The organism is Candidatus Poriferisodalis sp., assembly GCF_965214215.1.
In the GTDB taxonomy this organism is placed as follows: Bacteria; Actinomycetota; Acidimicrobiia; order Acidimicrobiales; family Poriferisodalaceae; genus Poriferisodalis.
Genome location: NZ_CBDCBD010000003.1, coordinates 1,034,866 through 1,060,197, shown reverse-complemented (window position 1 = coordinate 1,060,197; position 25,332 = coordinate 1,034,866). Strand labels below are relative to the sequence as shown.

Annotated in this window: 22 protein-coding genes and 1 pseudogene; all 23 read right to left on the bottom strand. The window is 65.9% G+C overall.

What is annotated here, in order from left to right; genetic code table 11:
• Position 1: 1 nt before the first annotated feature.
• The 23 genes and pseudogenes from ACOOF5_RS07110 to ACOOF5_RS07000 all read right to left on the bottom strand — a co-directional run bounded on the left by ACOOF5_RS07110 (position 2) and on the right by ACOOF5_RS07000 (position 25,074).
• Positions 2-934, bottom strand: a complete 933-nt coding sequence (locus tag ACOOF5_RS07110) for a 1-phosphofructokinase family hexose kinase (RefSeq protein WP_420437818.1) — start codon at positions 932-934, stop codon at positions 2-4.
• A complete protein-coding gene (locus ACOOF5_RS07105; protein ID WP_420437817.1) occupies positions 931-2,697 on the bottom strand; it encodes an alcohol dehydrogenase catalytic domain-containing protein in 1,767 nt (588 codons plus the stop codon). The genes ACOOF5_RS07110 and ACOOF5_RS07105 overlap by 4 nt, the downstream gene beginning before the upstream one ends.
• 601 nt (positions 2,698-3,298) lie before the next feature.
• Entirely contained in the window at positions 3,299-4,936 is a 1,638-nt protein-coding gene (locus tag ACOOF5_RS07100) for an NADH-quinone oxidoreductase subunit N (RefSeq protein WP_420437816.1), read from the bottom strand.
• Positions 4,937-5,042: 106 nt separating this feature from the next.
• Positions 5,043-6,638, bottom strand: coding sequence for a complex I subunit 4 family protein (locus ACOOF5_RS07095; protein WP_420437815.1), 1,596 nt, complete (start codon positions 6,636-6,638; stop codon positions 5,043-5,045).
• A 103-nt stretch (positions 6,639-6,741) separates the two neighbouring features.
• Entirely contained in the window at positions 6,742-8,667 is a 1,926-nt protein-coding gene (nuoL, locus tag ACOOF5_RS07090) for an NADH-quinone oxidoreductase subunit L (protein ID WP_420437814.1), read from the bottom strand.
• Between the two features lie 4 nt (positions 8,668-8,671).
• Positions 8,672-8,986, bottom strand: a complete 315-nt coding sequence (nuoK, locus tag ACOOF5_RS07085; protein WP_419837445.1) for an NADH-quinone oxidoreductase subunit NuoK — start codon at positions 8,984-8,986, stop codon at positions 8,672-8,674.
• Positions 8,983-9,621 carry an NADH-quinone oxidoreductase subunit J gene (locus ACOOF5_RS07080; RefSeq protein ID WP_420437813.1) on the bottom strand — a complete coding sequence of 213 codons (639 nt, stop codon included), beginning with the start codon at positions 9,619-9,621 and terminating at the stop codon, positions 8,983-8,985. The genes nuoK and ACOOF5_RS07080 overlap by 4 nt, the downstream gene beginning before the upstream one ends.
• Positions 9,621-10,304: an NADH-quinone oxidoreductase subunit NuoI gene (gene nuoI / locus ACOOF5_RS07075; RefSeq protein ID WP_420437812.1), complete on the bottom strand. Its 684-nt coding sequence runs from the start codon at positions 10,302-10,304 to the stop codon at positions 9,621-9,623. The genes ACOOF5_RS07080 and nuoI overlap by 1 nt, the downstream gene beginning before the upstream one ends.
• Complete coding sequence (gene nuoH, locus ACOOF5_RS07070; RefSeq protein WP_420437811.1) at positions 10,304-11,581, bottom strand: NADH-quinone oxidoreductase subunit NuoH; 1,278 nt, start codon at positions 11,579-11,581, stop codon at positions 10,304-10,306. The genes nuoI and nuoH overlap by 1 nt, the downstream gene beginning before the upstream one ends.
• A complete protein-coding gene (gene nuoG / locus ACOOF5_RS07065; protein WP_420437810.1) occupies positions 11,578-14,064 on the bottom strand; it encodes an NADH-quinone oxidoreductase subunit NuoG in 2,487 nt (828 codons plus the stop codon). Before nuoG ends, nuoH begins: the two co-directional genes overlap by 4 nt.
• The gene (gene nuoF / locus ACOOF5_RS07060) at positions 14,057-15,523 is read right to left on the bottom strand and encodes an NADH-quinone oxidoreductase subunit NuoF (RefSeq protein ID WP_420437809.1); all 1,467 of its coding nucleotides are present in this window, start codon (positions 15,521-15,523) and stop codon (positions 14,057-14,059) included. Before nuoF ends, nuoG begins: the two co-directional genes overlap by 8 nt.
• Positions 15,520-16,152: an NADH-quinone oxidoreductase subunit NuoE gene (gene nuoE / locus ACOOF5_RS07055; protein WP_420437808.1), complete on the bottom strand. Its 633-nt coding sequence runs from the start codon at positions 16,150-16,152 to the stop codon at positions 15,520-15,522. The genes nuoF and nuoE overlap by 4 nt, the downstream gene beginning before the upstream one ends.
• Positions 16,153-16,346: 194 nt before the next feature.
• Positions 16,347-17,696 (bottom strand): NADH-quinone oxidoreductase subunit D, encoded by a 1,350-nt coding sequence (locus ACOOF5_RS07050; RefSeq protein ID WP_420437807.1) that lies wholly within the window; start codon positions 17,694-17,696, stop codon positions 16,347-16,349.
• Complete coding sequence (locus ACOOF5_RS07045) at positions 17,693-18,223, bottom strand: NADH-quinone oxidoreductase subunit C (RefSeq protein ID WP_420437806.1); 531 nt, start codon at positions 18,221-18,223, stop codon at positions 17,693-17,695. Before ACOOF5_RS07045 ends, ACOOF5_RS07050 begins: the two co-directional genes overlap by 4 nt.
• Positions 18,224-18,369: 146 nt before the next feature.
• Positions 18,370-18,876: pseudogene (locus ACOOF5_RS07040) on the bottom strand (NADH-quinone oxidoreductase subunit B); the annotation flags it as partial.
• On the bottom strand, positions 18,876-19,418 hold the full coding sequence (locus ACOOF5_RS07035; protein WP_420437805.1) for an NADH-quinone oxidoreductase subunit A: 543 nt from the start codon (positions 19,416-19,418) through the stop codon (positions 18,876-18,878). The gene ACOOF5_RS07035 and the pseudogene ACOOF5_RS07040, both read right to left, overlap by 1 nt.
• A gap of 75 nt (positions 19,419-19,493) precedes the next feature.
• Positions 19,494-20,390, bottom strand: coding sequence for a hypothetical protein (locus ACOOF5_RS07030; RefSeq protein ID WP_420437804.1), 897 nt, complete (start codon positions 20,388-20,390; stop codon positions 19,494-19,496).
• Positions 20,387-21,631 (bottom strand): c-type cytochrome, encoded by a 1,245-nt coding sequence (locus tag ACOOF5_RS07025; RefSeq protein WP_420437803.1) that lies wholly within the window; start codon positions 21,629-21,631, stop codon positions 20,387-20,389. The genes ACOOF5_RS07030 and ACOOF5_RS07025 overlap by 4 nt, the downstream gene beginning before the upstream one ends.
• A gap of 10 nt (positions 21,632-21,641) precedes the next feature.
• On the bottom strand, positions 21,642-22,532 hold the full coding sequence (locus tag ACOOF5_RS07020; RefSeq protein WP_420437802.1) for a ubiquinol-cytochrome c reductase iron-sulfur subunit: 891 nt from the start codon (positions 22,530-22,532) through the stop codon (positions 21,642-21,644).
• 12 nt (positions 22,533-22,544) lie between these two features.
• Positions 22,545-23,060, bottom strand: coding sequence for a hypothetical protein (locus ACOOF5_RS07015; RefSeq protein ID WP_420437801.1), 516 nt, complete (start codon positions 23,058-23,060; stop codon positions 22,545-22,547).
• Between the two features lie 294 nt (positions 23,061-23,354).
• Positions 23,355-24,071 carry a selenite/tellurite reduction operon b-type cytochrome ExtP gene (extP, locus tag ACOOF5_RS07010; protein WP_419840735.1) on the bottom strand — a complete coding sequence of 239 codons (717 nt, stop codon included), beginning with the start codon at positions 24,069-24,071 and terminating at the stop codon, positions 23,355-23,357.
• 147 nt (positions 24,072-24,218) lie between these two features.
• Entirely contained in the window at positions 24,219-24,635 is a 417-nt protein-coding gene (locus ACOOF5_RS07005) for a 4Fe-4S dicluster domain-containing protein (protein WP_420437800.1), read from the bottom strand.
• 4 nt (positions 24,636-24,639) lie between these two features.
• Positions 24,640-25,074: a hypothetical protein gene (locus ACOOF5_RS07000; protein WP_419837430.1), complete on the bottom strand. Its 435-nt coding sequence runs from the start codon at positions 25,072-25,074 to the stop codon at positions 24,640-24,642.
• Positions 25,075-25,332: the final 258 nt, after the last annotated feature.

The window sequence follows — 25,332 nt, the reverse complement described above, 5'->3', positions numbered from 1 at the left end:
CTCATTCCCCCACTGGCAGATCTCGCGGTACGCATGGCGACACCGCGACCGCGCGCCGATCGTCGAGGCTGACTCGGGTGCCGGCTGTGCCCATCGATCGCACTGCGGCTGACGCCCAAGCCAGCCCCTCAGCCAGTGCCTCCGAGCCCTGGCCGCCTGCTGCGATGAAACCGGCGAGGAGTGCATCGCCCGCACCGACCGTGTTGCGCACGTCGGTCACCGAGATGGTGCCGTAGCAGATCTCGTCGCTCACCAGCACGGCCCCGAAACGACCGAGACTGACCAGCACCGCGCCCCAGCCGCGGTCGCGCAGATCCGCGGCTGTGTCGACGACATCGCCCACGGTCAACATCTGCAGACGTGTGAGGCTGGCCAACTCGCTGAGATTGGGCTTCACGACCGCGCACGGCGTCCCGACGAGCAGCTCGAGCGGTTCACCGCTGGAATCGACAGCGAGCCGCTGCGCTGCGTCGGGGAGCGCCTCGGCAAGCTGCGCATAGAAGTCCGTCGGCGTTCGAGGCGCGAGGCGCCCGCTGGCGATGAGCCAGTCCGAGCCCGAATCGGTCACCGCGGCGCGCATCAGCTCGGCGGCCTCCGCTGCATCGAGTTCTGGTCCCGGCTCGTTGATCTTCGTCGTCGTGCCATCGGGCTCGACCACGGTGATGTTGCTGCGGATGGATCCTCGAATCCGGACCGCATGCGACATCACCCCAGTGGCGGCCAGCGCTGCATCGAAGACTGCGAAGTCGTCGTCGTTGGCCGGGAACACGGCCCGGGCCCGGTGTTCGTTGACGGCGAGAGCACGGGCGACGTTGACCCCCTTGCCGGCACACTCGACCCGTTCGAGTGATGCACGGTGCACGCCGCCCGGCTCAAGTGCGTTGACGCGCAGCGTCCGGTCGAAACTCGGGTTCGGCGTCAGCGTCGTGATCACAAATCCTCGACGACCCCATGGGTCTCGATGAGCCGTCGCTCAGCCTCGGATGTCCATTGGCCCTGCGGTCCCAGGGCGCTGCCGATATCGGGATATCGGTCGGCCAGCTCGTCGAGTCCCAGCAGCGGCATGCCAGCAACTTGGGGGAAAATGACGATCTTGCCGGCAAACCGGCCGTCGAGCATCGCCTGCACACCGTCTCGCCCGGCTTCGATCCCGCCGAGGGCAGCCAGATTCAAGTCGGGCGAAAGCAAGCCCGCCGCCGTCTTGTCGAGCACGAGCGCTTGATCGTCGAGTGTCGAACCAGACGTTCCGGTGTACTGGGTATTGCTGAGATACACCGGACTCATATCGAGCTGCCCGGTTGTGCCGTTCGCGACTCCTGCGAAGAACACGAGCATTCCATCGGCACTCATTAACCGCGCCGCCGATGCCATGACCGACGCGACCGGCACGGTGACGACAACATCGTCTGCGCCGGCGCCGCCGGAACGCTCGTCGATCAGTGCACGCACAGTCGGGTCGGACGCATCGGCGTTCAGCACGATGAGTTCGCAGCCAGAACGTTCCGCGAGCGGGCCGAGCGATGCCGCCAGCACGTCCAGGCGCGCACGGTCTGGGTCGATGCCGATGACGACGGACGGGCCATCGGCCTTCTCGAGCGCCCGCTGCACATGCATCTGACCCATCGGCCCACCTGCGCCGACGAACACTGCCACCCCACCGGGACGCAGATCGCAGCGGTTTCGCTGCTCGCCGTATGCCGTCTCGATGGTCGGGCCGCGTGTGCCGACGAAGGCTGTGTAGTCGTAGTGCAAGCGGCCGAAATCGATGGATGAGAGACCGTCGAGCGGGCGTTCGCCGACGAGGTTGAGCGTGCCGCGAAACGCGATGTGCCGTGCGACCTCGGTCACCTGCGAAGCAGACCGTGGATCGATGAGGATGATGTCGTCGAAGCCGTCTCCGCCGGTCTCGCGGTCGACGAGCGAGGAGTACTCCGACAACTCGGGGGCATCGACGACTGACGCCTCGGTCTTCGGACCTATCGCTTCGAGCACCGCAGAGGCGGTGTTCGGGTTCAGACCGGTGAGCACGACGCGGGCGGCGTGGCGGAGCGTGTCGCCGAAGTCGTAGTCGCGCTGGTCGTCGGGGTGACCGATGATCCAGGCTGTCCCGCCGCTGAGCGGCCACAGACGGCGGCGCTGCGTGTACGCGGCTTCCACGCATGCCCAGGGCTCAGACAGCGCCGCTGCTGCGTAGCCGATGTCATCAGCGACTGGGATGACGTATGAGACGCCGTCCGCGTCGAGGACCTCTGGACCGATCAGGTGGTACTGGATCAGGCCACCGGGGATCGTGTAGCCGTAGGCGGTGCTGCGACCGTCGATGAAGATGTCCGGCTGAATTGCGAGTCGATCACCCGTGCGGTAGGTCTCAGCAAGATCGTCTCCCGCCTCGATGACCGTCACCGTCGCCTCATGGCCGAGTCGGATGGGGTCCACCGACAGATCGCGGCCGTACAGCTTGGGATGCTCCGAGCCGAGACGGATCAGCTTCACGTCTGAGAAGCAGAGCCCGACCGCGTCTACCCGCACGAGCAGCTGGTCGGGCGCTGGTGCAGGCACGTCGACCGACTCCGGGCGCCCGTCGCGGCCGATGCTCTCGACGCCCCCGCCGTAGGTATTCCACGCAAGATTCGGGTGAGGAAGGGGCGCCGTGCCCTCGCGATATCGGTCGTATGACCATGCGCCGGTCACCGTCACCCCTCGGACCTCCCTGCGGGAGCTTCACCCCGAGCTCCGCAGGCACCATCGTTGACGGCTGCCCAGTGGGTTGCAACCGGCAGTTTGACGCAGAGCAGATCAGCCAAACTGGCGCAACAGATCATTTCTGTCACATCAGCCGCAGCGTTCGCGCTAGAGCCTTGGAATCCTCCCTATCTGGGCGTCGAGAAGCCATGACCGCACCACCCATCGCCTCACACCGGCGGCCTTGGCAATCTCCTTCGTCGTCGTACCGGCACTTGTGAGCTTGCGTCCCAACTCTTGCCGGAGGGACTGTTGATGCTCGATATCGCCCATCTGCGATGCCCCATCTGCAATCTGCCGGGCAAGGCTGCGCAGCTCGCGTCCGAGCGGTGTCATCACGATGTCACCGTACGCAACGCGCAGAGCGATACCCCGGCACCCGATGGCAACCAACCGTCAGAGCCAGGGGAACCATCGCATTTCCTCTCGGGTTATAGGCGGACTTCGATGGCGGAAGACGGTCGGCCACCGAACAGCGAATTCAAAGTTATGAAACTTGCTGTGAGTTTGAAGTCTTGTTCAAAACTTTGCATACGCGGTCGCCGCTCGACCTGCTCTACAGGATGATCGACAGGACGGCCTCGGCGCTCCACTCCAGGAGACGCTGCGGGAAGACGCCGACGACCACGGTCACGGCGACCGCGAGGCTGATGGCGAGTACCGATGTCAGGGGCAAGCCTCCCCAGCGCGGACGGCTCGCCAGGGCGACCGGCGCGCTGTTGCCATCGGCGTCCGATCCTTCTGGCGCGTACATGGCCAGCACGACTCGCAGGTAGGCGAAGGCGCCGACAACTGCGGTGATCATGGCGGCCGCGGCCAGGACGTAACCGTCGGTGCTGACCGCTGCCCGGATGACCTCGAACTTCGCCACGAAACCGGCCGTGAGCGGCACGCCTGCCTGCGCCAGCAGCAGCACAGCGAACGCGAGTGCCAGAACAGGGCGACGGCGCGCCAGCCCGCCGTATCGGCTGAGGGCATGCGGGCTGGTGTCAGGATCCAGCGTTCCGCGTTCAGCACTGATGACCGACAGCACGGCGAAGCTGCCCAAAGCCATGAATGAGTAGGCGATCAGGTAAAACACAGCCGACGAGACTGGGCTGGCCACGTCTGCGGTGCCGCCCGTCAAGATGCGAGGCGCTTGACCAGCGACCCTCACGATCCATTGCGCGCCTTCGCCGGTGCTGGCCCACAGATCCCGCAGCGCCCCTGTGTCGACCGCGGAGAGGCCGACGAGCACGAAGCCTGCGTGGCTGATCGAGCTGTAGGCCAGCATGCGCTTGACATCGGATTGGCAGATGGCCATGACGGCGCCGACCGCAAGCGTGGCGAACGCCAGCCCGATGAGGATCGGCGCCCAGGCAGTGCTCTGCTCCGCGACCGCCACGTACAGCACACGCGCCAGCGCAGCGAAGCCAGCTGCCTTGGCGATCGACGCCAAGTAGCCGGTGACCGGGCTCGGCGCACCCTCGTACACATCGGGCGCCCAGAAGTGGAACGGGACGGCGGCCACCTTGAAGCCGAGCCCGACCAGCAGCAGCGCTATGCCGACGAGCAGCAGGTAATCGGTTTCCCTGATGGATCCGAAGAGGAAGTCGCCGATCCCGCTGAGGTTCGTGCTGCCCGTCGAGCCGTACACCAGTGCGATGCCGTAGAGAAAGAAGGCCGAGCTGAAGGCGCCGAGCACGAAGTACTTCATGGCCGACTCGCGGGCGGAATCCCGCCGCCCTGCCAACGCGATCAGCACGTACAGCGCAATCGAGAGCGATTCGAGCCCTAGGAACAGCACGATCAGGTCGTTCGCGCCGGCCATCACGACCGCGCCGGCAGCAGACGCCAGCAGCAGCGCCGCGAACTCCGGCGGCGCCATGTCGTAGCGGTCGAGTACCGAGTGGGCGACGAGGGCCGTCATCACCACGCCCGCGCCGATCAGCACCGTGAGCAGCAGGCTGAAACCATCGCTCACGAAGGCGCCTGCCAGCGTGGGCCGAGGCGTCGAGCCCCACATGGCCCACTGGACGGCAGCCACGATGGCTGCAGCCGCACCGGCAGCGATCGAGATGACGGTGGACACCCAGCCGGGCAGCGTCCGCGGCGCCAGCGAGGAAACCAGCAGCAGTCCGAGCGCGACGCCGACGAGGATCATCTGCGGGACGAGCACCCACCAGTCGACGGCCGGCGATTCAAACGACAGCATCAGCTGTGGCCTCCGCCGAGTTCACCGACTCGTTCGCCGGTTCGGCCGTGCACAACCATGACCGCCGAGCCGGCTGGTCTGAGCAACCCGGTGTCGAGCGGCCGCATCAGTGGCCGTCCTCGTCGTGCTCGCCGGCGCTATTGCTGTGGTCCACGACGACTGGATCACCCAGATCGGGCACTTCGAAGTCGCTGTAATCGTCGAGGTGAATCAGCAACTTCTCGGCAGCCGGCTCCACCGCGTTGAGCAGGGGTTTGGGGTACACGCCGAGCGCCACCACGGCGATGATGAACGGCGCAAGTGTCGCCAGCTCTCCCTTTCGCAGATCGGCCGTCTGGCGGTCCGCCGGAGCGGGAGGTCCGTGAAACACACGCTGGTATGCCCACAGCAGGTACAGCGCTGCCAGGATCACCCCGGTTGCGGCGACGATGGTCCACACGGGCCGCGTGTCGAACGATCCGATCAGGATCAGGAACTCGCCGACGAACCCGTTCAGGCCCGGCACGCCCACCGACGACAGCATGATCAGCGTGAACACCCCGGCGTAGACCGGTGCTGCCGACTGGATGCCGGCCAGCTCGTCGATCTGACGGGTTTGGCGACGCTCATACAGCATCCCCACGAGCAGGAACAAGGCACCGGTGCTGATGCCGTGGTTGACCATCTGGATGACGCCGCCGCCGATGGCCTGGGCGGTGAAGGCGAAGATGCCCAGCACGATGAAGCCCATGTGGGCCACCGAGGAATACGCCACGAGCCGTTTGAGGTCGCGCTGCATGGCCGCGGTGATCGCGCCCCAGATGACACCCACCACGCCGACGGTGACCAGCACCGGGGCTGCCCAGTTCGACGCCTCGGGGAACAGGTACAGACCGAAGCGCAGCAGACCGTAGGTGCCCAGCTTCAGCAGCACGGCTGCCAGCACCACCGAGCCCGCCGTGGGCGCTTCGGTGTGCGCGTCGGGCAGCCAGGTGTGCAGCGGCACCACCGGCACCTTCACCAGAAAGGCGATCGCGAACGCCACGAAGCACCAACGGGCCGCGTTGGTGGGCAGATGCTGGCCTTCGGCAAGCGTCTGCAGGTCGAACGTGATGCCGCTGTCGGGCGAGCCGAGCACGGCGGTGGCCACGATGGCCACGAGCAGCAGCGCCGAGCCCGCCATCGTGTAGATGAAGAACTTGGTGGCGGCGTAGCGACGCCCCTCGTAACCCCAGCCCGCGATCAGCAGGTACATGGGCACCAGCACCACTTCGAACATCACGAAGAACAGGAACAGGTCGAGCGCCACGAATGCGCCGACCGAGCCCGCCTGCAGCAGCAGCATCCACGCCGTATAAGGCTTGGGGTTGTGGTGCGGGTCGACGCCGGCCAGCACGATCGGCACAACCAAGCTCGTCAGCACCACCATCCACAGCGAGATGCCATCGACGCCCACGTTCCAGGAGATGCCGAGCGCCGGAATCCACGACACAGTGCTCTCGAACTGGAAGCCGGGATTTGCCGCATCGAATTGCCACGCCAGCGCCAATGCCAGCGCGCCACCGACCGCGGCGAACAGCGCTCCGAGCGGTCGGGCCAGGTCCGGGCGGCTGGCCGGCAGCAGGGCAACGACCAGCGCACCCACAACGGGCACGAAGATCAACGCGTTGAGGATCGGAAAATCAACCGAGCCGGAAGCCGCGAGCAACGCAGTCGTGCTCATTGATCATCTCCGCAACACGAAGATGTCCAGATAGTGCGAGACGGCGGGTCCGGCGGTCGCGCATCGGCAGCGCGCGAACGCAGAGACGAGCAGCGCGGCGCGCTCACGATGCGCCTCGCAGTGCGAGCCAGACGACGAGGATGATCGCGCCGATCGCGACGCCCGATGCGTAGTGCCGCAGATAGCCCGACTGCAGCGGCCGGATGGCTTCACCGATCATGCGTACCAGCCGCGCGACGCCATTGACGGCGCCGTCGACGAAGCGCCGGTCAGCGGTGGCCGCCGCCTCGAACGCCTTGGTGCCGGGCCCGCCCACAAATGTGGAGATGGACGAGTCGACGTAGAAGGCGTTCTCGAGCAACGCGGGTTCGAGCCGGTCGGTCGATATGCGCGAGCGCAGCCAGGCGAGCGCGGCGATGGTGATGCCGATGAGCGCCACGAGAACCGCCACGAAAGCGAACAACAGTTTCTGCCAGGTCTCTGACTTGAAGTGATGTTCATGGGCCAGTACAGGCTCCAAGAAGTGCTCAAGCACCAGCCAGTCACCGACCAGCGGCAGGTTGATGATGCCGCCGATAGCCGCCGCACCTGCCAGCAGCACGAGCGGCAGCGTCATAGTGGCCGGCGACTCGTGTGGGTGGGCGTCGTCATCCCAACGCTGGCCGCCGAAGAACACCAGGAACGTCTGGCGGCTCATGTAGTAGGCAGTCAGCAGCGCTGTGATCAGGCCGACGATCCACAGCAACGGACCGATGTCGGGCTGCTCCCACGCGGCCAGCAGGATCTCGTCCTTGGACCAGAAGCCCGACAGCGGCGGCACGCCGGCGATTGCCAGCCAGCCCACGATGAACGTGACCGCAGTGATGGGCATGGCGGCGCGCAGCGCGCCCATGCGGCGCATGTCCTGCTCGTCGCCGAGTCCGTGGATGACCGAGCCGGCGCCCAGGAAGAGCAGACCCTTGAAGAAGGCGTGGGTGATGACGTGGAAGATCGCCGCCACGTACGCTCCCGAGCCGATGGCCAGGAACATGTAGCCGAGTTGGCTGACAGTGGAGTACGCCAGCACCTTCTTGATGTCGTGCTGCGCGACTGCGGCAAGTGCTGCAAACAACGCGGTGGCGGCGCCGACGATCGCTATGACCGTTAGTGCCCCGCTCGACGCGTCCAGCACAGGGTTGAGCCGCACCAGCAGGTAGACGCCGGCTGTCACCATCGTGGCGGCGTGCACCATGGCCGAGACCGGTGTGGGGCCTTCCATGGCATCGGGCAGCCAGACGTACAGCGGGAGCTGGGCTGACTTGCCTGCAGCAGCGAGCAGCAGCAACAGCGACACCGCCATGGCGGTTCCCGTCGCCAAGGTCGGAGCACTTGCTGCGAGACCTGGGGCAGACGCCGTGCCGGCGTAGGAGACCGTGCCGAGTGTCGTCCACAGCAGGAACGTGGCGACCATGAAGCCGAAGTCGCCGATGCGGTTGGTGACAAAGGCCTTTTTCCCGGCAGTGGCGGCGGTAGGCCGCTCGTGCCAGAACGAGATCAGCAGGTACGAACACGTGCCGACCCCCTCCCAGCCCAGGAAAGTGACCACAAGGTTCTCGCCCAGCACCAGCATGAGCATCGAGAACAGGAACAGGTTGAGATACAGGAAGAACTTCGAGTACTTCGGGTCGCCATGCATATAGCCGACCGAGTACAGGTGGATGAGGGTCCCGACACCCGTCACGAACAGCGCCATCGTCATCGACAGCGGGTCCACCAGCAGCGCCGCATCGACTTCGAGGCCGCCGATCGGCATCCACTCGAACAGCGTCGAGACGAACCAACGACCGCCATGACCGCCTGCACCGCCGGTATCGGCCGAATCGAGCCCGAGCAGCCCACCGAAGGTGATGAGCGTGAACAGGAACGATCCAGCGCTGGCGGCAGTGGCGAGCCAGCCCGCACGGGGTTCGCCCAGGCGCGGACCCGCCAACAGGAGCACCGCAAACCCGGCGAGGGGCAGCGCGGGTATGAGCCAGACCAACTCGACCATCGACTCAGCCCTTCAACGCCGACAGATCGTCCGCCGTCGCACGAGGCGAGGCTCGCAGCACCGCCACCACCAGACCGAGACCGACCACCACCTCTGCTGCCGCAACGACCAGCACGAAGAGCACCACCGTGTGCCCGTGCACATCGCCGAAGCGGTCAGCGAAAGCAATGAAGCTGAGATTGACGCCGTTGAGCATCAGCTCGACGCACATCAGCATGATCAGCGGGTTGCGCCGCAGCAGCAGCCCAGTGCCGCCGATGAGGAACAGCATCGCTCCCAGCGTCAGGTACCAGCCAGTCGTCACCTCGAGGCCGCTCATCGGCGTGCCTCCTGCTGCCCCGCAGCGCCCTCAGCCGGCTGCGGATCGCCCCCGTGCGTACCGTCGAGCCGTCCATCGTCGCCGGAGCTGCGCCGGGCCAGGATCACCGTTCCGATGACCGCCACGATGAGCAGCAGGGAAGTCAGCTCGAACGCGTACACGTAGTCGGAGAACAGCGACCGGGCGATTGCGCTGACATCGGTGAGATAACTCGAGGCGGCTGCGTCAGCGTCACCGGCGGCAACTCCCGCTGCCTCAAGTTCGTAGGAAATGGCTCCCTTGTACAGCCGGTCGACTGCCGCGACGAGCCAGACCAGCACGGCGGCACCGCCGATGCCGAATGCGGCTGCAGTCCACCGCTGGGCCGGCAATGCGCCCAGCGACAGCTCGGCGGCCCGGTCTACGCCGAGCAGCATGATCACGAACAGGAACAGCACCACGATGGCGCCGGCGTAGACGATGACCTGCACGGCGGCGATGAAGTGCGCCTGCTGTGCCACGAACAGTACCGCGACGCCGAACAGCGTCATCACCAGCATGAGCGCCGCATGCACCGGATTGCGCGACAGCACCACACCGATAGCGCCGACGAGGCACGCAGCGCCAGCCACCGCAAACACCGACACCTCAACCATCAGTGATGATCTCCTGCCGCCGGCGACCCGCTGTGCTCATCGAGGTCGGCGGGTTCGTCGCCGACGGCAACCGAGTCGTCCTCCCCGCCGTCGAGGTCAGCGTGCTGTCCCTGTTCGGGAGCGCGCACGCCATAGCCCAGCTCGCCGCTCCACCCGACCCGGCCCTCGTAGTCGGGCTGGCCTGAGGGAGAGGTTGCCCGCATCCAGCCAGAGGTGTGCTCGTCGTCGCCTTCGTGCCACAGCTCCCAGGGCTGGCGCCGGGGCCGTCCGTCGTCGTCGGTGAGCAGTTCATCCTTGGTGTAGATGGCGTCGCGGCGGGTCGGGAAGCTGAACTCGAAGACCTTCGTCTCGGTGATGGCCTCGGTCGGGCAGGCCTCCACGCACAGGTCGCAGTGAATGCAGCGCAGGTAGTTGATCTCGTAGACGTAGCCGTACCGCTCGCCCGGCGACACCGGGTCATCGGGCGCGTTGTCGGCGCCCCGCACGTAGATGCAGCGGGCCGGGCACACGCCGGCGCACAGCTCGCAGCCGATGCACTTCTCCATGCCGTCGGGATAACGGTTGAGCACGTGCCGCCCGTGGAACCGGGGCGGCTTCGGACGCTTCTCGTGCGGGTACTCGGTGGTGACCCGCTCGCCGAAGAGCTTGCCGAACGTGACCTTGAAGCCGTCGAGGTAGCCCATCAGCCTTCCCCTCCCGGTCCGACGTCTCCCGGCGCTGCACCGGTGAGTGTGCCAGCCAGATCCTCTGCGTCGAGAGGCTCTTGGGCCGTGTTGCGTCGGGCTGCGCGCAGCGCCGCCGACAGGAGCAGCCATCCGAGCGCGCCGCCGACGGCGGTCACACCCAGCGTCACCACCAGTTGCTGCGCCAGATTCCAGCTCTCCTGTTCGAACACCACTTGCCGCAGACCCAAGAACATCAGCCAGAGGAGCATCACCGGGATGAGAACCTTCCATCCCAGCGACATGAGCTGGTCGTAACGCAGGCGCGGCAGCGTGGCACGGAACCACACGAACACGAACAGGAAGGCGAGCACCTTGGCCAGGAACCACACGGTCGGCCACAGCCACGTCAGGCCGAAGAAGATGGGCCCGGCCGGACCGCCGAAGAACAGCGTCACCATGATCGCCGACATCGTGATGACGTTCATGAACTCGGCCAGGAAGAACAGGGCGAAGCGGATCGAGGAGTACTCGGTGTGAAATCCGCCCACCAACTCCTGTTCGGCTTCCACTAAGTCGAACGGCGGGCGGTTCAGCTCGGCCGTGGCGGCAATCAAGAAGACGATGAACGGCACGATGCCGGTGGTGACGACGAACCAAGTGTCCGCACCGCCGGCCTGAAGCGACACGATGCGCTGGGTGGAGAGCGATCCCGCCACGAGCACCACCGCAACGACGGACATGCCCAACGCGGCTTCGTACGAGATGGCCTGTGCCGAGGCCCGCACCGACCCAATGAGCGGATACTTCGATCCTGAGGACCATCCCGCCAGCATCACGCCGTAGACGGCAACCGAGGACATCGCAAGCAACAGCAGAATGCCGACAGGCGGATCGGCCACCTGCAAGATGGTCTCCTTGCCGAAGAGCGTGACCGTGCCGCTGCGACCTTCGGTATCAGTGAAGACGCCGCCGATGGGCACGATTGCGAAGGCAACGAACGCCGTGACCGCCGAGATATAGGGCGCCAGCCGGAACACGAGCGGATCGGCGTTGGCGGGGCGGAGGTCTTCCTTGAAGAAGAACTTGATGCCGTCTGCCAGAGCCTGCAGCAGGCCCCACGGACCGGCAACGTTGGGGCCGATGCGGTGCTGCATGTCTGAGATCAGCTTGCGCTCGAACCAGATCATGAACATGGTGGCGACCAGCAGGGCGGCGAACGCCACTCCGATCTTGATGCCCATAATTCCGATGTCGCCCCAGTCGACACCATCGGCGAACAGTGGGTCGCCAGTCATCGCGACGCCCCACTGCGAGTCTCGACCCGCACGTCAGTGACGGGCGCAGTCACGTCGATCAAGACGCCCACATCGACGTGAGGCGAAGGGAACTGCACGACGACGTTCCCCCGGGCGATTCCGGCGTCAGCCACGATCGGCAGCCTCAGGGCACCGCGCTCGGAGTGAACCTCGACCTCGGTGCCCGATTCGACGCCGACGCGTTCGAGGTCGAGCGGATGCACACCCAAGACCGTGTCAGCCGCCAGCGACGCCAGCGCCGGCGTCCGCTCGACCGTCACGCCGCCGTCGTAGAGCTTGCGGTTGCAGACCAAGCGGAGGCCGTAGGCGTCGCGCGCTGGTGCGACGTGTTCAGCCGGCAATTCGGGCTCGAAGGCTGCCCCCCTTGCCACCACACCGTCGGTGCCGAGCTCAGGCCCGATCGCTTCAGCATGGGTGGCGCACACGGCGGCAATCTCGGCGGTGATCTCATCGACCCCCAAGACTCCGAGGTCGCCGCCGCAGAGCACGGCCAGCTCGGCCGCGATCATCCAGTCGGGGCGGGCCGAGCCGGGCGCGGTGACCAACTCTCCGACGGACGAGATACGCCCCTCAAGATTGGTCGTCGTTCCCGATTTCTCACCGAACACTGCCGCAGGCAGCACGATGTCGGCTTCCGCGGTCGATTGGTTCACGAAGGAATCCACCGCCACCACCGTGCCCGCGCCCGACACGCCGAGGCGCGCCAGCATGCTGTCGGGGAAATCGGTGAGGGGGTCCGCACCGAGCAGGAAGAGCACATCGATCTCCCCGGACGCGGCTGCCGCGAGGATTCCCGTGGCGTCGTGCCCCCGTTCGCTGGGCAGTTCGCCCCATGCCTGCGCCAAGCTCGGCGGCGGGCTGGCGCGCAGCGCCCGGCCCGGGATCAGTCCTGGGGCCAGGCCCATGTCGAGCGCGCCGCGGACGTTGCCCCGCCGTGCGGCAACGAGGAAGCGGGCGTGAGGGACCCGGGATCGGATGACCGACGCCACCTCGGCCGCCGTCTCAGCAGACTCCGCGACCGACGAGCGGCCCAGCACCACGACCACGGATCCCGATGCCAGCTCGTCTGCCAGGGGATCGTCGCCATCGAGCAAGTCACGCAGCACCGATGCAGCCTCGCCGCCGCGGCACTGCTCGCTTCGCGCTGCGTTGCGAGTCAGGCCCGTCCTGACCGTCGCAATCTCGACCAAGCGAGTCGTGCCCGCTCGCGCCGCACCGCGCAGACGCAGGTGCAGCACTGGCAGATCTTCGCGCAGGTCTCCGCACATCAGCAGTGTCGTGTCGGCGTTGCACGCCTCGTCAATCGTCGCCGCGGGCAAGCCGACGACCAGTTCAGCGGGCAGCCCGTCGCCGAGCTGCGCGTCCACATGGTCGGTCCGCAAAACCGTGCGGGCCAGCTTCGACCATGCGTAGGCATCTTCGTTGGTGCCGCGAGCGCCGCCAAGCACGGCAATCGCGCCAGGTCGGGCCGCCTTCACCGCAGCGGCCACAGTGCCGAGAGCGCTTGCCCAGTCGGTCGGCTGGAAGCGGCGCAGCGGCTCGGTGTCAGCCAGCTCGGAGGCGGTGCTCGTTGGCGTGCGCGCCTGCAGCGGTGACGTCACCCGTTGCGGGCTCGAGACAGAACCGAAGGCAAACCTGCCCTTGTCGCACAGCCAGCCGTGGTTGACCGGGTCGATGTCAACTCCGAGGTAGCGCACCAGCTCGTTGCGAGACGATTGCACCGCGATCCGGCAGCCCACCGCGCAGGTCGTGCAGGTGGACTCGGTCTCGACGAGATCCCACGGCCTCGCCTTGAACCGGTACGGCGCTGCAGTAAGCGCACCGACGGGGCAGATCTGCACCGTGTTGCCCGAGAAGTACGACGAGAAGGGCTCGCCGGGAAAGGTGAGCACCTGGGTCTCGTTGCCGCGCTCGGTGAAGTCGATGAGCGGGTCGCCCGCTACCTCGTCCGCGAATCGGGTGCAGCGGTCGCACAGGATGCAACGCTCCCGGTCGAGGTGCACCAGGTCGGAGATGGGGATCGGCTTTTGGAAGTGGCGCTTCTCCTCTACGAACCTGGACTCGCCGGGGCCGTAGGCCATGGTCTGGTCCTGCAGCGGGCATTCGCCGCCCTTGTCGCAGACCGGGCAATCCAGCGGGTGGTTGATGAGCAGCAGCTCGAGCACGCCTTCCTGTGCCCGCTGTGTGCGTTCGCTGGTGGTGTCGACCACCATCTGCGGCGAGACGGGGACCATGCAGGAGGGCTGCAGCTGCGGCCCCCGGCCGGTGTCGATCTCGACGAGGCACATGCGACACATGCCCACCGGGCTCATTCGTTCGTGGTAGCAGAACCTCGGGATATGCACACCGGCGCGATCCGCGGCTGCGATGACCAGCTCACCCGGTCGCGCATCAACAGCGACACCGTTGATCGTCACTTCCACGGTGCTCGGCGCTGCTTCGCCTGCCACAGTGTCAGACACGGATCGCCACCTCCGAGACAGAGCCCGACGCCGAGCTCGCCAACAGCCCGGTGCCCCCAGACCCAGCACCGGTCAACTCGGCGTCGAGGTGCGCGTTCGGCGCCACCCGAGCCTCGAACTCCTCGGGGAATAACGTCATGGCAGAGTGCACCGGGGCGAACGCGGAGGGTCCCACGAAGCAGATCGTTGTCATCTGGTACGGGAACGGCTTCGGTTCGAGGCCTCGTTCGGGCACCGCGGCATGGGGGAAGTCGCCTGGGCAGATCGAGGCACCCACCTCGAACAGCAGGTCGAGGTCGCGCGGCGTGCCCGTCCCGTCGCATACCCGGCGCAGCACGCGCTCAAGCCAGGTTGCCCCTTCCCGGCACGGCACGCACTTGCCGCACGACTCGTGGGCATAGAACTTGGTCAGCGTCAGTGCCGCCGCGGGGATGTCGGTGGTGTCGTCCATCACCATCACCGCGCCGGAGCCCAGCATCGACCCCTGGGGGCCAATCTCGGAGGCCTCAAAGGGCAGGTCCAACTGTGCGGGCGTGAACCAAGGCGCTGAGCCACCGCCTGGAACAAACGCCTTCAGCTCACGTCCCGGTCGCATGCCGCCGCAATAGTCGGGGCGATAGATGAGGTCGCGGAATGTGGTGGTGCCATTGGTGATCTCGAACACGCCTGGACGCTGGACGTGCCCGCTGACCGCCACCATGCGCGTGCCAGGCGATGTCGGCGTGCCGATAGCCGTGAACGCCTCCGCGCCATGACGCAAGATCCATGGCAAGTTCGCCAGGGTCTCGACGTTGTTCACGATCGTGGGCTGGCCGTACAGCCCGATGGCCGCTGGGAAATACGGGGGCTTCAGCCGCGGCATGCCGCGGTTGCCTTCAAGGCTTTCGATGAGAGCCGTCTCCTCGCCCACCACATACGCGCCCGCGCCCGAGTGCAGCACGATGTCGACCGAGAAATCGGTCCCACAGATGTTGCGGCCCACCCAGCCGGCCTCGTATGCATCATTCAGGGCTTGCGCCACACGTTCTTGCGCGAGTGCCATCTCGCCGCGGATGTAGAGGAAGCACTGCGACAATCCCACGGCATAGCAGGCAATGAGACAACCTTCGATGAGCTGATGCGGGTCGAGCTCCATGAGCAGGCGGTCCTTGTAGGTACCCGGCTCAGACTCGTCGCCGTTCACCACGAGGTAGCGAGGCCACACACCCGGCGGGCAGAAGCCCCACTTCACACCTGCGGGGAAACCGGCGCCGCCGCGGCCAAGCAAGCTTGCGTCGCGCACTTCGCCGTGAACTTCGGCTGGCGTGCGCCCAAGTGCAGCGCGCAAGCCCTCATAGCCGTCTGTCGCGAGATACCGCTCAAGTGTGTAGCTATCGGGGTGATCGAACCGCTCGGTGACGATGCGCGGCGCGTCGTTGACGACAAACCCGGGCGCATGATCAATGGTGTACGGCGTCATGAGCTGTGCCTCTCACCGTTGGTCGCCGGAGATGTCAGCCACACGGGTTCTTCGTTCACTTCTTCGGGCGGAACGGCGCCGACCGCCCTTTCGGCCGGAATGTGTTGCCGTACACGCGCCGTGGTGCCATGCGGCGGGATCTCGTCATCCAGGACGCCCGCAGCGAGATCGTCGACGAGCTGGTCGAACCCGTCGGCGTCGACCCGGTAGCGGTAGCGGTAGTTCACCTGCAAGCACGGCGCTTCGGTGCAGGCGGCCTGGCATTCCGCGGACGCCAGCGTGAACATGCCGTCGGAAGTGGTGCCACCGGCGCGCACACCCAGGCGCTCTTGCGCGTGGGCCATGAGCTCGACCGCTCCGGCGAGCGCACACGACATCGTGGCGCAGATGTTCACGAGGTACTTGCCGACGGGCTCCCGCTTGAACATCTCGTAGAACGAGCAGGTGCCGAGCACCTCGGCCGATGTCGTGTCGACGAGCTCGGCGATCTCCACCATCGCGTCTTGCGAGACCCAGCCGGCTTGTGCCTGCGCGACGTGCAGCAGCGGGATCATCGCCGAGCGACGCTTCGGGTACCGGCCGATGATCTCGTTCGCCAGCGCTCGGTTCTCTTCAGTAAAGAAGCTCACTACCGGTCGACCGCCCTTCCACCGTCGGACGCGGGACCAACACCGACGCGGCGGTCGCAAACCCTCATCGATCTACCTCCCCGCCTCCGTCGGACGCGGGACCAACACCGACGCGGCGGTCGCAAACCCTCATCGATCTACCTCCCCGCCTCCGTCGGACGCGGGACCAACACCGACGCGGCGGTCGCAAACCCTCATCGATCTACCTCCCCCATAATCGGGTCGACCGAGGAGATGATGGCAACGGCATCGGCCAGCAGGCCGCCGTACATCAGATGAGGCAGGCTCTGCAGGTTCACGAACGACGGCGCCCGGATGTGCACGCGCTGCGGCTTGGGCCCGCCGTCAGACACCAGGTAGCAGCCCAGCTCGCCACGGGGAGACTCGACCGCGACGTACGTCTCACCGGGAGGCACCCGGAACCCTTCGGTGAAGATCTTGAAGTGGTGGATGAGCGCTTCCATCGACTCGTCGATGCGGGCCCGGGGCGGCGGCGTGACCTTGCGGTCTTCTGCGCGGTAGGGGCCCTTCGGCATCTTGTCGAGGCATTGGGCAACGATGCGCATCGATTCCCGGATCTCGTTCAAACGGATGGAATAGCGATCGAACGTGTCGCCATAGGCACCGACGACGACGTCAAAGTCAACCTCGTCGTAGGCCAGGTACGGCATGGTGCGGCGCAGGTCCCAGGCTTCGCCGGTGCTGCGCAGCAGCGGCCCCGTGGCCGACATCGCGATGGCCTCCTCGGCGGTGATGACTCCGACGCCTTGGGTGCGGTCCCGCCAGATCGGCTGGCCGGTCATCAACGTGTCGAACTCGGCGAGCCGGTCGGGCAGCACCGCCAAAATGTGCTCCACGTCGTCCTGCCAGCCGTCGGGCAGGTCGGCCGCCACGCCGCCGGGGCGGATGTAGTTGTGGTTCATCCGCAAACCGGTGACGCTCTCGAAGAACCGCAGGATCTCTTCCCGCTCGCGCCAGCCGTAGAGCATCATCCCAACGGCGCCGAGGTCCATGCCGTTCGTCGCAAGAAACAGCAAGTGCGAGCTCATGCGGTTCAACTCGCACATCAGCATGCGGATCCAGGTAGCTCGCGGCGGGATCTCGGTTCCCAGCAGGTCTTCGACGGCGAGGCAGAACACCAGCTCGGTGAACAGCGGCGAGGCGTAATCCATGCGGGTGACGTTCGTCGGCCCCTGCAGGTAGGTGAGATCCTCGGCGGTCTTCTCCATGCCGGTGTGCAGGTAGCCGATGATCGGCTTTGACCGCAGCACGGTCTCACCCTGCAGTTCCATCGCGATACGCAGCACGCCGTGGGTGGACGGGTGCTGCGGACCCATATTGATGAGCATCGGACCGTCGTCGGGTGCCGCAGCGACGGTCTCTATCTCGTCATCGACATCGGCTGGGTCCAACGGCGCCGATGAAACATCGGCTGGGTCCAACGGCGCCGATGAAACATCGGCGGCTGCCAGCGCTGTCTCTTCGGAGATGCGCAGCACGGCGTCGGTCGGCCGGCGCACGGGCGCTGTCGTCGCGGTGCTCATCGGCCTTCGACTGCCTTGAACTGCACCGGAATGGCACCGATGGCGTAGTCCTTGCGCAGCGGGTGTCCATCCCAGTCCGGCGGCATGAGGATGCGGCTGGGATCGGGGTGGTCGCCGAAGCTGATCCCGAATAGGTCGGCCGCCTCCCGCTCCGGCGCTTCGGCACCCGGGTACAGCCCGACCAACGAGGGCAACTGCGGATCTTGTGCAGGCACCTGGGTGCGGATACGCAGCCGACGCCGGCCACGCAGGTCCAGCAGATTCACCACCACCTCGAAGCGTTCGAGCTCGACGCCGGGCGGCACGGTACGGCTGCGATTCGTGAGCCCGTCAACGGCACACACGTCGACACACAGCTCAAAGCCATCGGCTGCGGCCATGGCCAGCACATCGAGGTACTCGTCACGGCGCGGGTGCAGCACCTGCTGGCCGCGGTCATCAGAGCACGGAACGCCGAACATGGTCGGCCCCGAATCGACCTCTGCCGCCGGCGCGGCATTGTCATCGGTTACGTCCTCATCTGCCATCAGCGCGTCACCACGGCGCTCGACGGATCGGCTCCATGTGCCGCTGGATTCGACTGCGGCACCACATGTGCCGCTGGATTCGACTGCGGCACCACATGTGCCGCCAGATCCACGGCAGCGCCGCCGCCTCGCTTGGCTCGGCGCTGGGTCAGCTCGCCGGTGCGGATTTTCTCGTGCAGCGCAAGGATCGCATGCAGCAGCGTCTCAGGTCCCGGCGGGCAGCCAGGCGCATACATGTCGACGGGAACGACCTGGTCGACGCCCTGCACGATGGCGTAGTTGTTGAACATCCCGCCGCTGGACGCGCACACGCCCATCGACAGCACCCACTTGGGCTCCATCATCTGGTCGTAGATCTGGCGCAGCACCGGGGCCATCTTCTGGCTGACGCGGCCCGCCACGATCATCAGGTCGGCTTGGCGAGGCGAAGCGCGGAACGTCTCCATGCCGAAGCGGGCCAAGTCGTAATGAGCCGTGCCCGTCGCCATCATCTCGATGGCGCAGCAAGCGAGCCCGAAGGTGGCCGGCATCAAGCTGCGTCGCCGCGCCCACTTCACCAGCTCCTCGACCGGTGCGGTGAAGACGTTGTGCCCGAGGCCCGCGAGACCGTCGTCGATGCCGAGTCGCGTCTTAATGTCGTCGATGCCCGCCATCAGCCCGCTCCCATGCTGTTGCTGGCTTGAGCGACACCGTGTCGTGGTGCGCCGCTCCATGCGGCGCCGGGCCGCTCGTCGCTCGAAATGTAGGTACGACCCGTGAGTCCGACGGTGCGCACGCCTTGAACGCCGCTGCGGCTCGCGGGGGGCAGCGGGAGGACTCGGCGTTTGCGCGGCCCCCACTCCAGCCCGCCCATGGCCAGCTCATAGACGAACGACAGGAAGAAGATCACGACAAAGATCAGCATCGCCACGAACCCGAAGAGGCCCAGCTCGCCGTTCGCGACTGCCCACGGGTACAAGAAGACGATCTCGATGTCGAACATGATGAACAGCATCGCCACGAGGTAGAAGCGCACGGGAAACCGTTCGGGAATGGCGGCCTGATCGACGATGCCGCATTCGTAGGACGCCAGCTTGGCGTTCGTGGCGCGCTGGGGCGCCAGCAGCCGCGACGCGATGATGCTCACCAGCACGAACACGACAGCGAGCACGCCGAGAACCAACACCGGCAGGTATTCCGCCAAGCCGCTGTTCATGCGCCGGTCCCCCTCAGCGAGTCGTCGATGTACTGGCGGCCTCAGTCTGGCCCAAGAACAGCTCAGCCTCTGCGGTCACTGGTTCGCAGCTTCGCGCACCGCCCAGATTGCCTGGTCACGCCGGTGCAGGTGATAGCAGCCCAAGCCGAACAGCAGCGCCGAGAAGATGGTCAGCAGCGCTGGGCGGAGCCGGACGCTGCCGTGATCGCGCACCAGCACCACGGAGTACACAGGCTCGTTCTCGTCGATCTGAGCGTCAGGGATCACGATCTGTCCGTCGTCTCCGAACAGATTTGGATCGATCTCGACTCGCGGCCTGAACGGCTGGATCTGCACGACGGCGTAGTGCGGTCTGCCCCTGCTCGGCAGGAAGTACTGCGTGATGACGTTGTCGGGGACGCCCAACGGCCGGTATCGCTCACCGCCCCGGATCAGCACTCGGTAGGTCTTATATTCGTCCGCGGCTGAGAACAGGCACGAATTCACTGCCAGCAACTGCCGCGGGTCCGCAGCATCGCAGACAACATGTCCATCGGCAGCTGAGCGAGCGTCAGCCGCAAATGCCTGGGCTTGCACGAACTCGGGATCGACGACGTCTTCGGCGTTGTCGTCTCGTTTCTCGTCGGCAACGATCTGTATCCAGCCATCGGGTGGCTGATCGACGGGGATGCCCCTGAGCTGCTGCACCTCGTCGACGAGCACCGTTGCGGGATCGGAAGTCACAGCCAGCACGTTCCAGCCGGGCTGGCTGCCGATCCATCCGATGCCAAACACCCACCACACGATGGACATCAGCAGCATCCAGCCCCACAGCCCGGTCCACGCCACCAAGAAGCCGAGCCGGACTCCCAGATTGGTGGCCAACAGCAGGTACACCGACCCGCACAGCACGGCGATGCCGAGGATGACTGCCAAGTAGCCGGTGAGAACTGGATCCCAGCTGACAATGCCGACAAGGTGCGAGGCGGTCATTGATCATCTCCCGCTTCGTGCAGCAGATCGAAGCCGACCGCAGTCTGACTCTGCGGAGCGAGGCCGCGCTCGTACTCGACGATCTTGCGGATGTCGTCGGGGGTCAGCACCCTCTTGAAGCCGGGCATGCCGTAGTTGCCCAGCCGCGCGAATTCTCCAAACGCCACGTTGTCGGCGGCACCCTCGGAGACGAACGAGATGTGATCTTCGATGTCGGGGAACAACCGCTCAAGGCTCACGCTGTTGAGCGCCGGGCCGTAGCGTCCGGCGCCGTCAGGTCCAGGGAGCACCTCCACCGTTCCGCCGTTGTTGGGCAGCTGAGCGGAGCCGCGGCCCGGCCAGCGCGGCGTGTGACAGCGGGCGCAATGCAGGTCGAACAAAATCTTCCCGTCCGACGCTTCCGCGTACACGTCCGACGCCCTGGCTGCCTCAAACCGGGCCGTCGCCCGGGCGTGGGCCTCCTCATTGAGCGGGTCGTCGTCCGGGACAAATTCGTCTATCAGGAGCTGGGCGATCTCGTCGTCGACGTCGAACGCGTCCGCGACGATCTCGCGAGTGATCTCGTCGTCCGCGGAATCTGCTGCGTCTTGGTCTGCGCCGATCCGGTTCGCCCACAGCCACGCCACGAGGTCGTCGATCTGCTGGTCGTTGTAGGGACCGCCGCCCTCGAGGCCCCACGCCGGCATGACGCCTCGGCCGTAGACGATGATCTGGCGCACTTCGCTGACTTCATCCAACGTCTCGGCATCGGTGTCGAAACGCGTGAACACGTCGTCGAGGGACGGTGCCTCCCATGTCGTGTTGATGATGAAGGACTCCTTGTCGGAGAACTGGTGGCCGATGTCGAGCACCACCGGTGCGAAACGTGCCCCGCCCAGATCTGCACCATGGCAATCGGTGCATTCCGCCGCGGCGGCGACGGCTGCACCTCGGCTGACGGCCGCTTCGGAGAACGACGTTTCCGCGCCTGAACGGCGCCCGCCCTCGAGCATCCAGTAGATCGGCAGCACCAGCGCCATGATCAACAGCATCAGCACCCCGAAGGCCTGCACCTTCTCGAGCCGGCTGCCCTCGAGTTCCTCGTCGTCGGGCATGTTGCCGCGGTTCGGCGCAAGCTCGATTTCGCTGCCGATTTCGGCCTTCGCCTGGCGAATGTTGACGAAGACGTAGATCGCCCATCCGACGACGACAATCGCCAAGAGCACGATCGCGATCGAACGCTCCGTGCTGACGGCCAGCATGCGGCTTACCTCAGGCACAGTGCGGCCCCTCGAGGCCCTGCCCCGTGGTGTCGGTGCCAATCGCAGGTCCCTGCGACACCTTGCCGGTGTCGACGAACACGTTGCCGCCCTCGATGGTCACCGGGAACCTGTCCATGCCGCGAGGCGCGGGGCCTGATTTCTTCTCGCCGACGCGGTTGTACTTCGAACCGTGGCAGGGGCATTCGAACCACTGCGAGCTGCCGCATACCGGCACTTTGCAGCCGAGGTGCGGGCACACCTGCCACAGCGCGACGTAGCCCTGCCTCATCGCGTCGAGCACCGAGCCGCCGTACACCGTCTCGGCATTCGCCAGCGTCGCAGAGTCTGTCGGGTAGGGCTGGATGTAACTCTGTGCCTCGGAGAAGTACGAGAAGTTCTCGGCTGGGGTTGATGACGTGATCGCCTCGTCGACCGATGCCACCGAGCCAATCTTGATCTTCGAACCGAAACCACCTGTCGGGCGTGGCCACAAGAAGGCGATCATGGCGGCGTTGAAGGTTCCCAGACCAGTCGCCATCAGCAGCACCGAGGACCGGTTCAAGAACTGCCGTCGAGTGACGCCCACCTCTTCGGCGGGCGGCGGCGCCCAGTCTTGGGGCAGCTCAGGCTCGGCCACCGCGACGGTCGACGGGCGACGCTCCAAGGCCACCGAGCGCTCCAGCTCGCGAGCTTGCGAGCTGATGCCGAAGGCACCGGCCTCGTCCTCGGCCGCTGCATCGTCGCCGGCCGCACCAGCGGCCAGCTCGTCGCGGCGACGCGTCTCGCGCGACATGTGCCCCAGGCCGGTGGCATCTCGGCGACGCAAGGAGACGAACGCGACCACCGCACCCAGCACAACGATGACCGGGATGGCAATCGCGAGAATCGTTCCGGTGGACATTCCGACGTGCTCCTACAGGTGGAAGATGCCGTGCAGACCGGTGTCCCACGGGTAGGTGAAGTTGAAGCCCTGCCCCCGGAAGAACGAGCCGATGATCACCAAGACCGCCCAGAACATCAGGTGGATGGTCTGGATCGAGATGGCGAATTTGCGGTCCTCGGGCCGCAGCGAAGTGTTCCTGTCGATGTAGGGCGCGAACGCCAGCAAGATGAGCGCTACTCCGGGGATCGTCACGCCGGCGATCATCGGGTCGAACATCGTGAGCAGTTCTTGCAGGCCCAGGAAGTACCACGGTGCCTTGGACGGGTTGGGTGTCTCGTTGTGGTTGGCCAGCTCCAGCAGCGGCGCATTGATGAACAACGAGAAAACCAACGTGAACGCGGTGATGAAGAGCGCCGCCGTGAATTCCGCGGCCAACAGGTGGGGCCAGACATGGACCTTGTCGCCTGGGCTGGCCTTGACGTCCTGGATGGAACCCGACTTGACGACTGTCAGCAGTCGGTGGGTGTTGCCTGCAGGCCCTCCCATGAGCGGAGGAAGTGCTGTGGCGACGCCCCCACCTGCCGCAGCGGGACTGCCTGGCTGCGCCGTTCCATACGGCGCCATGCCCGCGACGGCGGGGGCTCCGCCTGGCTGCTGGCTGGCTTCGAGTAGTGAACGAGGAATCGTGACACCGTCATCGTCGCCGGGCTGCCCGGCTTCTGGGGCCGCGGCTTCGCCGGACGAAGGCGCGCCGGTCGCACGGGCCCTCGCTTCGGCACTTCGCCGCAGAAGGTGTTCAGGGATCTCAGTCATGCTGATGGGGGCGGGCGTTCAGGCTTCCTACAGCGGCCCCGAAATGCCTCCGTCCTTTCTCACTCGCCAGAAGTGGATCGCCATGAAGATGACGATCACAAAGGGGAGCATCAAGACGTGCAGCACATACCAGCGCAATAACGTCTCGGCTCCGATCTGTTGGCCGCCGAGCAGCACGAAACGCACTTGCTCCCCGAAGACCGGCGTGAATCCCATCATGTTCGTGCCCACCGTGACCGCCCACAGCGCGAGCTGATCCCACGGAAGCAGATAGCCGGTGAAGGCGAGCAGCAGCGTCAGCTGCAGCAACATCACGCCGACGACCCAGTTGAACTCTCTCGGTGCTTTGTAGGCGCCGTGGTAGAAGACCCGAGCCATATGCAGGAAGACCGTGATCACCATGAGGTGCGCGGCCCATCGGTGCATGTTGCGCACGAGCAGGCCGAACGCCACCTGGGTGTGGAGGCTCTCGATGTCCGCCCATGCCGCAGTGTCGGTAGGGCGGTAGAAGAACATCAGGAAGATGCCGGTGATGGTCAGCAAGATGAACAGGAAGAAGCTGAGGCCGCCGAGGCACAGGGTGTAGCTGACCTTCACCGCGTGCCGCTTCACCTTCACCGGGTGAAGGTGGTACAGGACGCTGTTCATGATGACGTAGGACCGGTTCCGGGGGCTGTCGGTGTAGCCCTTGCGGAAGATCGACCCGGGACGGAAGACCGACGTCCAGAACTGACTGTCCTGCATCCAGTCGGCCGCCTGCTGCTGCGCGTTCTGCAAGCGCTGCGGCAGGGGCGGCTTGGTCTTGGGGGACTCGAGAGTGTTCGCCATATCTGTTCGATCTAGTTGGACCGTGTCCTTCGCTTTCGCATCACTTCACGCATGGAGCCGGCGCTACAGGCGCATCCCGTAGGAGTAGCCGTGGGTGTGGGTCCGGCCGTGGACATCGCCCTCTGGCGGGGGATTGTTGCTGACCCGCCCGAGCGTGATCACGCCGGTGGGGCAGCGGTCGACGCACAGCGCACAGCGCGTGCAGACGTCGTCGTCGATGATGAAGATGGCGTTGTCGGTGGGATCCAGCCCCGGCAATTCGACGCCGACGGCTTCATCGATCGCTTCGGTGGACACATACCAGATGCACTTCCACGGGCAGATGTCGACGCAGCCTTCACACTGGATGCACTCCGACTGGTCGATGTTGATGAACTGCTTCGGCTTGACCGCTGCCTCGAGGTAGGAGGCGTCGACCTGCTGCAGGAGGTAGTCGTCCCGGAACTTGGGCATCGGCGGATTTGCGTCGTTCGCAGCCATGTTCTCAGTTGCCCTTGACGAGAGGACGGCCGTAATCAGATGTCGGCTCGGCGGCGGGCTGGGCCTTATCGCGCCGTTGCCACCACATCACGAGCACGGGGAGCCCGATGAAGGCCGCGAGGTGCTCGATCACGACCACGATGTCGCTGACCTTCTTCAGGTCGATGCGCATCGGCGGGAAGGTGATGGGCGACGTCATGAACTGGCCTTCTGTCACCAAGAAGCGCTCGACCGACCAGCCCCACTCGTTGTCGGTGAGGCGGATCCAGCGGTCGGGCACGATTCCGAACACCAGCAACAGCAGCATGAACACATAGGCCGCACCCACCATGGCCTCGCCCCACGTGGTGGGTCGGTCGGTCGGTCGGCGCTTGCCGTACCAGACCAGCCCGTGAACCATCAGCGCGGTGACGAGGATCGATGTGACGAGTGCAACCACTCCTTCGTTCCTCCCGAGTTCGAATGTCGGCGTTTCCGGGCTGCTGCGGGCTGGCGATTTCGACGGTGCATCGAGTGCGTCAGCCGCAACAAGACCGGGGCAAAGATTACCGGCGCCCCGGCTATGGCGCGTGATGTTCTAGCACGACATCTGGCGCTCGCCACCGTGTCGTCGCAATCGGCCCGCGCCAATGGGCGCGGTGAATGGACCCTCTACGGCTGCGCCTTCGGGGCGACTGCATGGCAGACTTGCGCCTCG

Excerpts from the sequence above, each read along its gene's own strand:
- ACOOF5_RS07100 (WP_420437816.1), bottom strand. The coding sequence starts at position 4,936 with ATGCTGTCGTTTGAATCGCCGGCCGTCGACTGGTGGGTGCTCGTCCCG.
- ACOOF5_RS07095 (WP_420437815.1), bottom strand. The coding sequence starts at position 6,638 with ATGAGCACGACTGCGTTGCTCGCGGCTTCCGGCTCGGTTGATTTTCCG.
- nuoL (WP_420437814.1), bottom strand. The coding sequence starts at position 8,667 with ATGGTCGAGTTGGTCTGGCTCATACCCGCGCTGCCCCTCGCCGGGTTT.
- nuoK (WP_419837445.1), bottom strand. The coding sequence starts at position 8,986 with ATGAGCGGCCTCGAGGTGACGACTGGCTGGTACCTGACGCTGGGAGCG.
- ACOOF5_RS07080 (WP_420437813.1), bottom strand. The coding sequence starts at position 9,621 with ATGGTTGAGGTGTCGGTGTTTGCGGTGGCTGGCGCTGCGTGCCTCGTC.
- nuoI (WP_420437812.1), bottom strand. The coding sequence starts at position 10,304 with ATGGGCTACCTCGACGGCTTCAAGGTCACGTTCGGCAAGCTCTTCGGC.
- nuoH (WP_420437811.1), bottom strand. The coding sequence starts at position 11,581 with ATGACTGGCGACCCACTGTTCGCCGATGGTGTCGACTGGGGCGACATC.
- nuoF (WP_420437809.1), bottom strand. The coding sequence starts at position 15,523 with ATGACGCCGTACACCATTGATCATGCGCCCGGGTTTGTCGTCAACGAC.
- ACOOF5_RS07050 (WP_420437807.1), bottom strand. The coding sequence starts at position 17,696 with ATGAGCACCGCGACGACAGCGCCCGTGCGCCGGCCGACCGACGCCGTG.
- ACOOF5_RS07045 (WP_420437806.1), bottom strand. The coding sequence starts at position 18,223 with ATGGCAGATGAGGACGTAACCGATGACAATGCCGCGCCGGCGGCAGAG.
- ACOOF5_RS07035 (WP_420437805.1), bottom strand. The coding sequence starts at position 19,418 with ATGAACAGCGGCTTGGCGGAATACCTGCCGGTGTTGGTTCTCGGCGTG.
- ACOOF5_RS07030 (WP_420437804.1), bottom strand. The coding sequence starts at position 20,390 with ATGACCGCCTCGCACCTTGTCGGCATTGTCAGCTGGGATCCAGTTCTC.
- ACOOF5_RS07025 (WP_420437803.1), bottom strand. The coding sequence starts at position 21,631 with ATGCTGGCCGTCAGCACGGAGCGTTCGATCGCGATCGTGCTCTTGGCG.
- ACOOF5_RS07020 (WP_420437802.1), bottom strand. The coding sequence starts at position 22,532 with ATGTCCACCGGAACGATTCTCGCGATTGCCATCCCGGTCATCGTTGTG.
- ACOOF5_RS07015 (WP_420437801.1), bottom strand. The coding sequence starts at position 23,060 with ATGGGAGGGCCTGCAGGCAACACCCACCGACTGCTGACAGTCGTCAAG.
- extP (WP_419840735.1), bottom strand. The coding sequence starts at position 24,071 with ATGCAGGACAGTCAGTTCTGGACGTCGGTCTTCCGTCCCGGGTCGATC.
- ACOOF5_RS07005 (WP_420437800.1), bottom strand. The coding sequence starts at position 24,635 with ATGGCTGCGAACGACGCAAATCCGCCGATGCCCAAGTTCCGGGACGAC.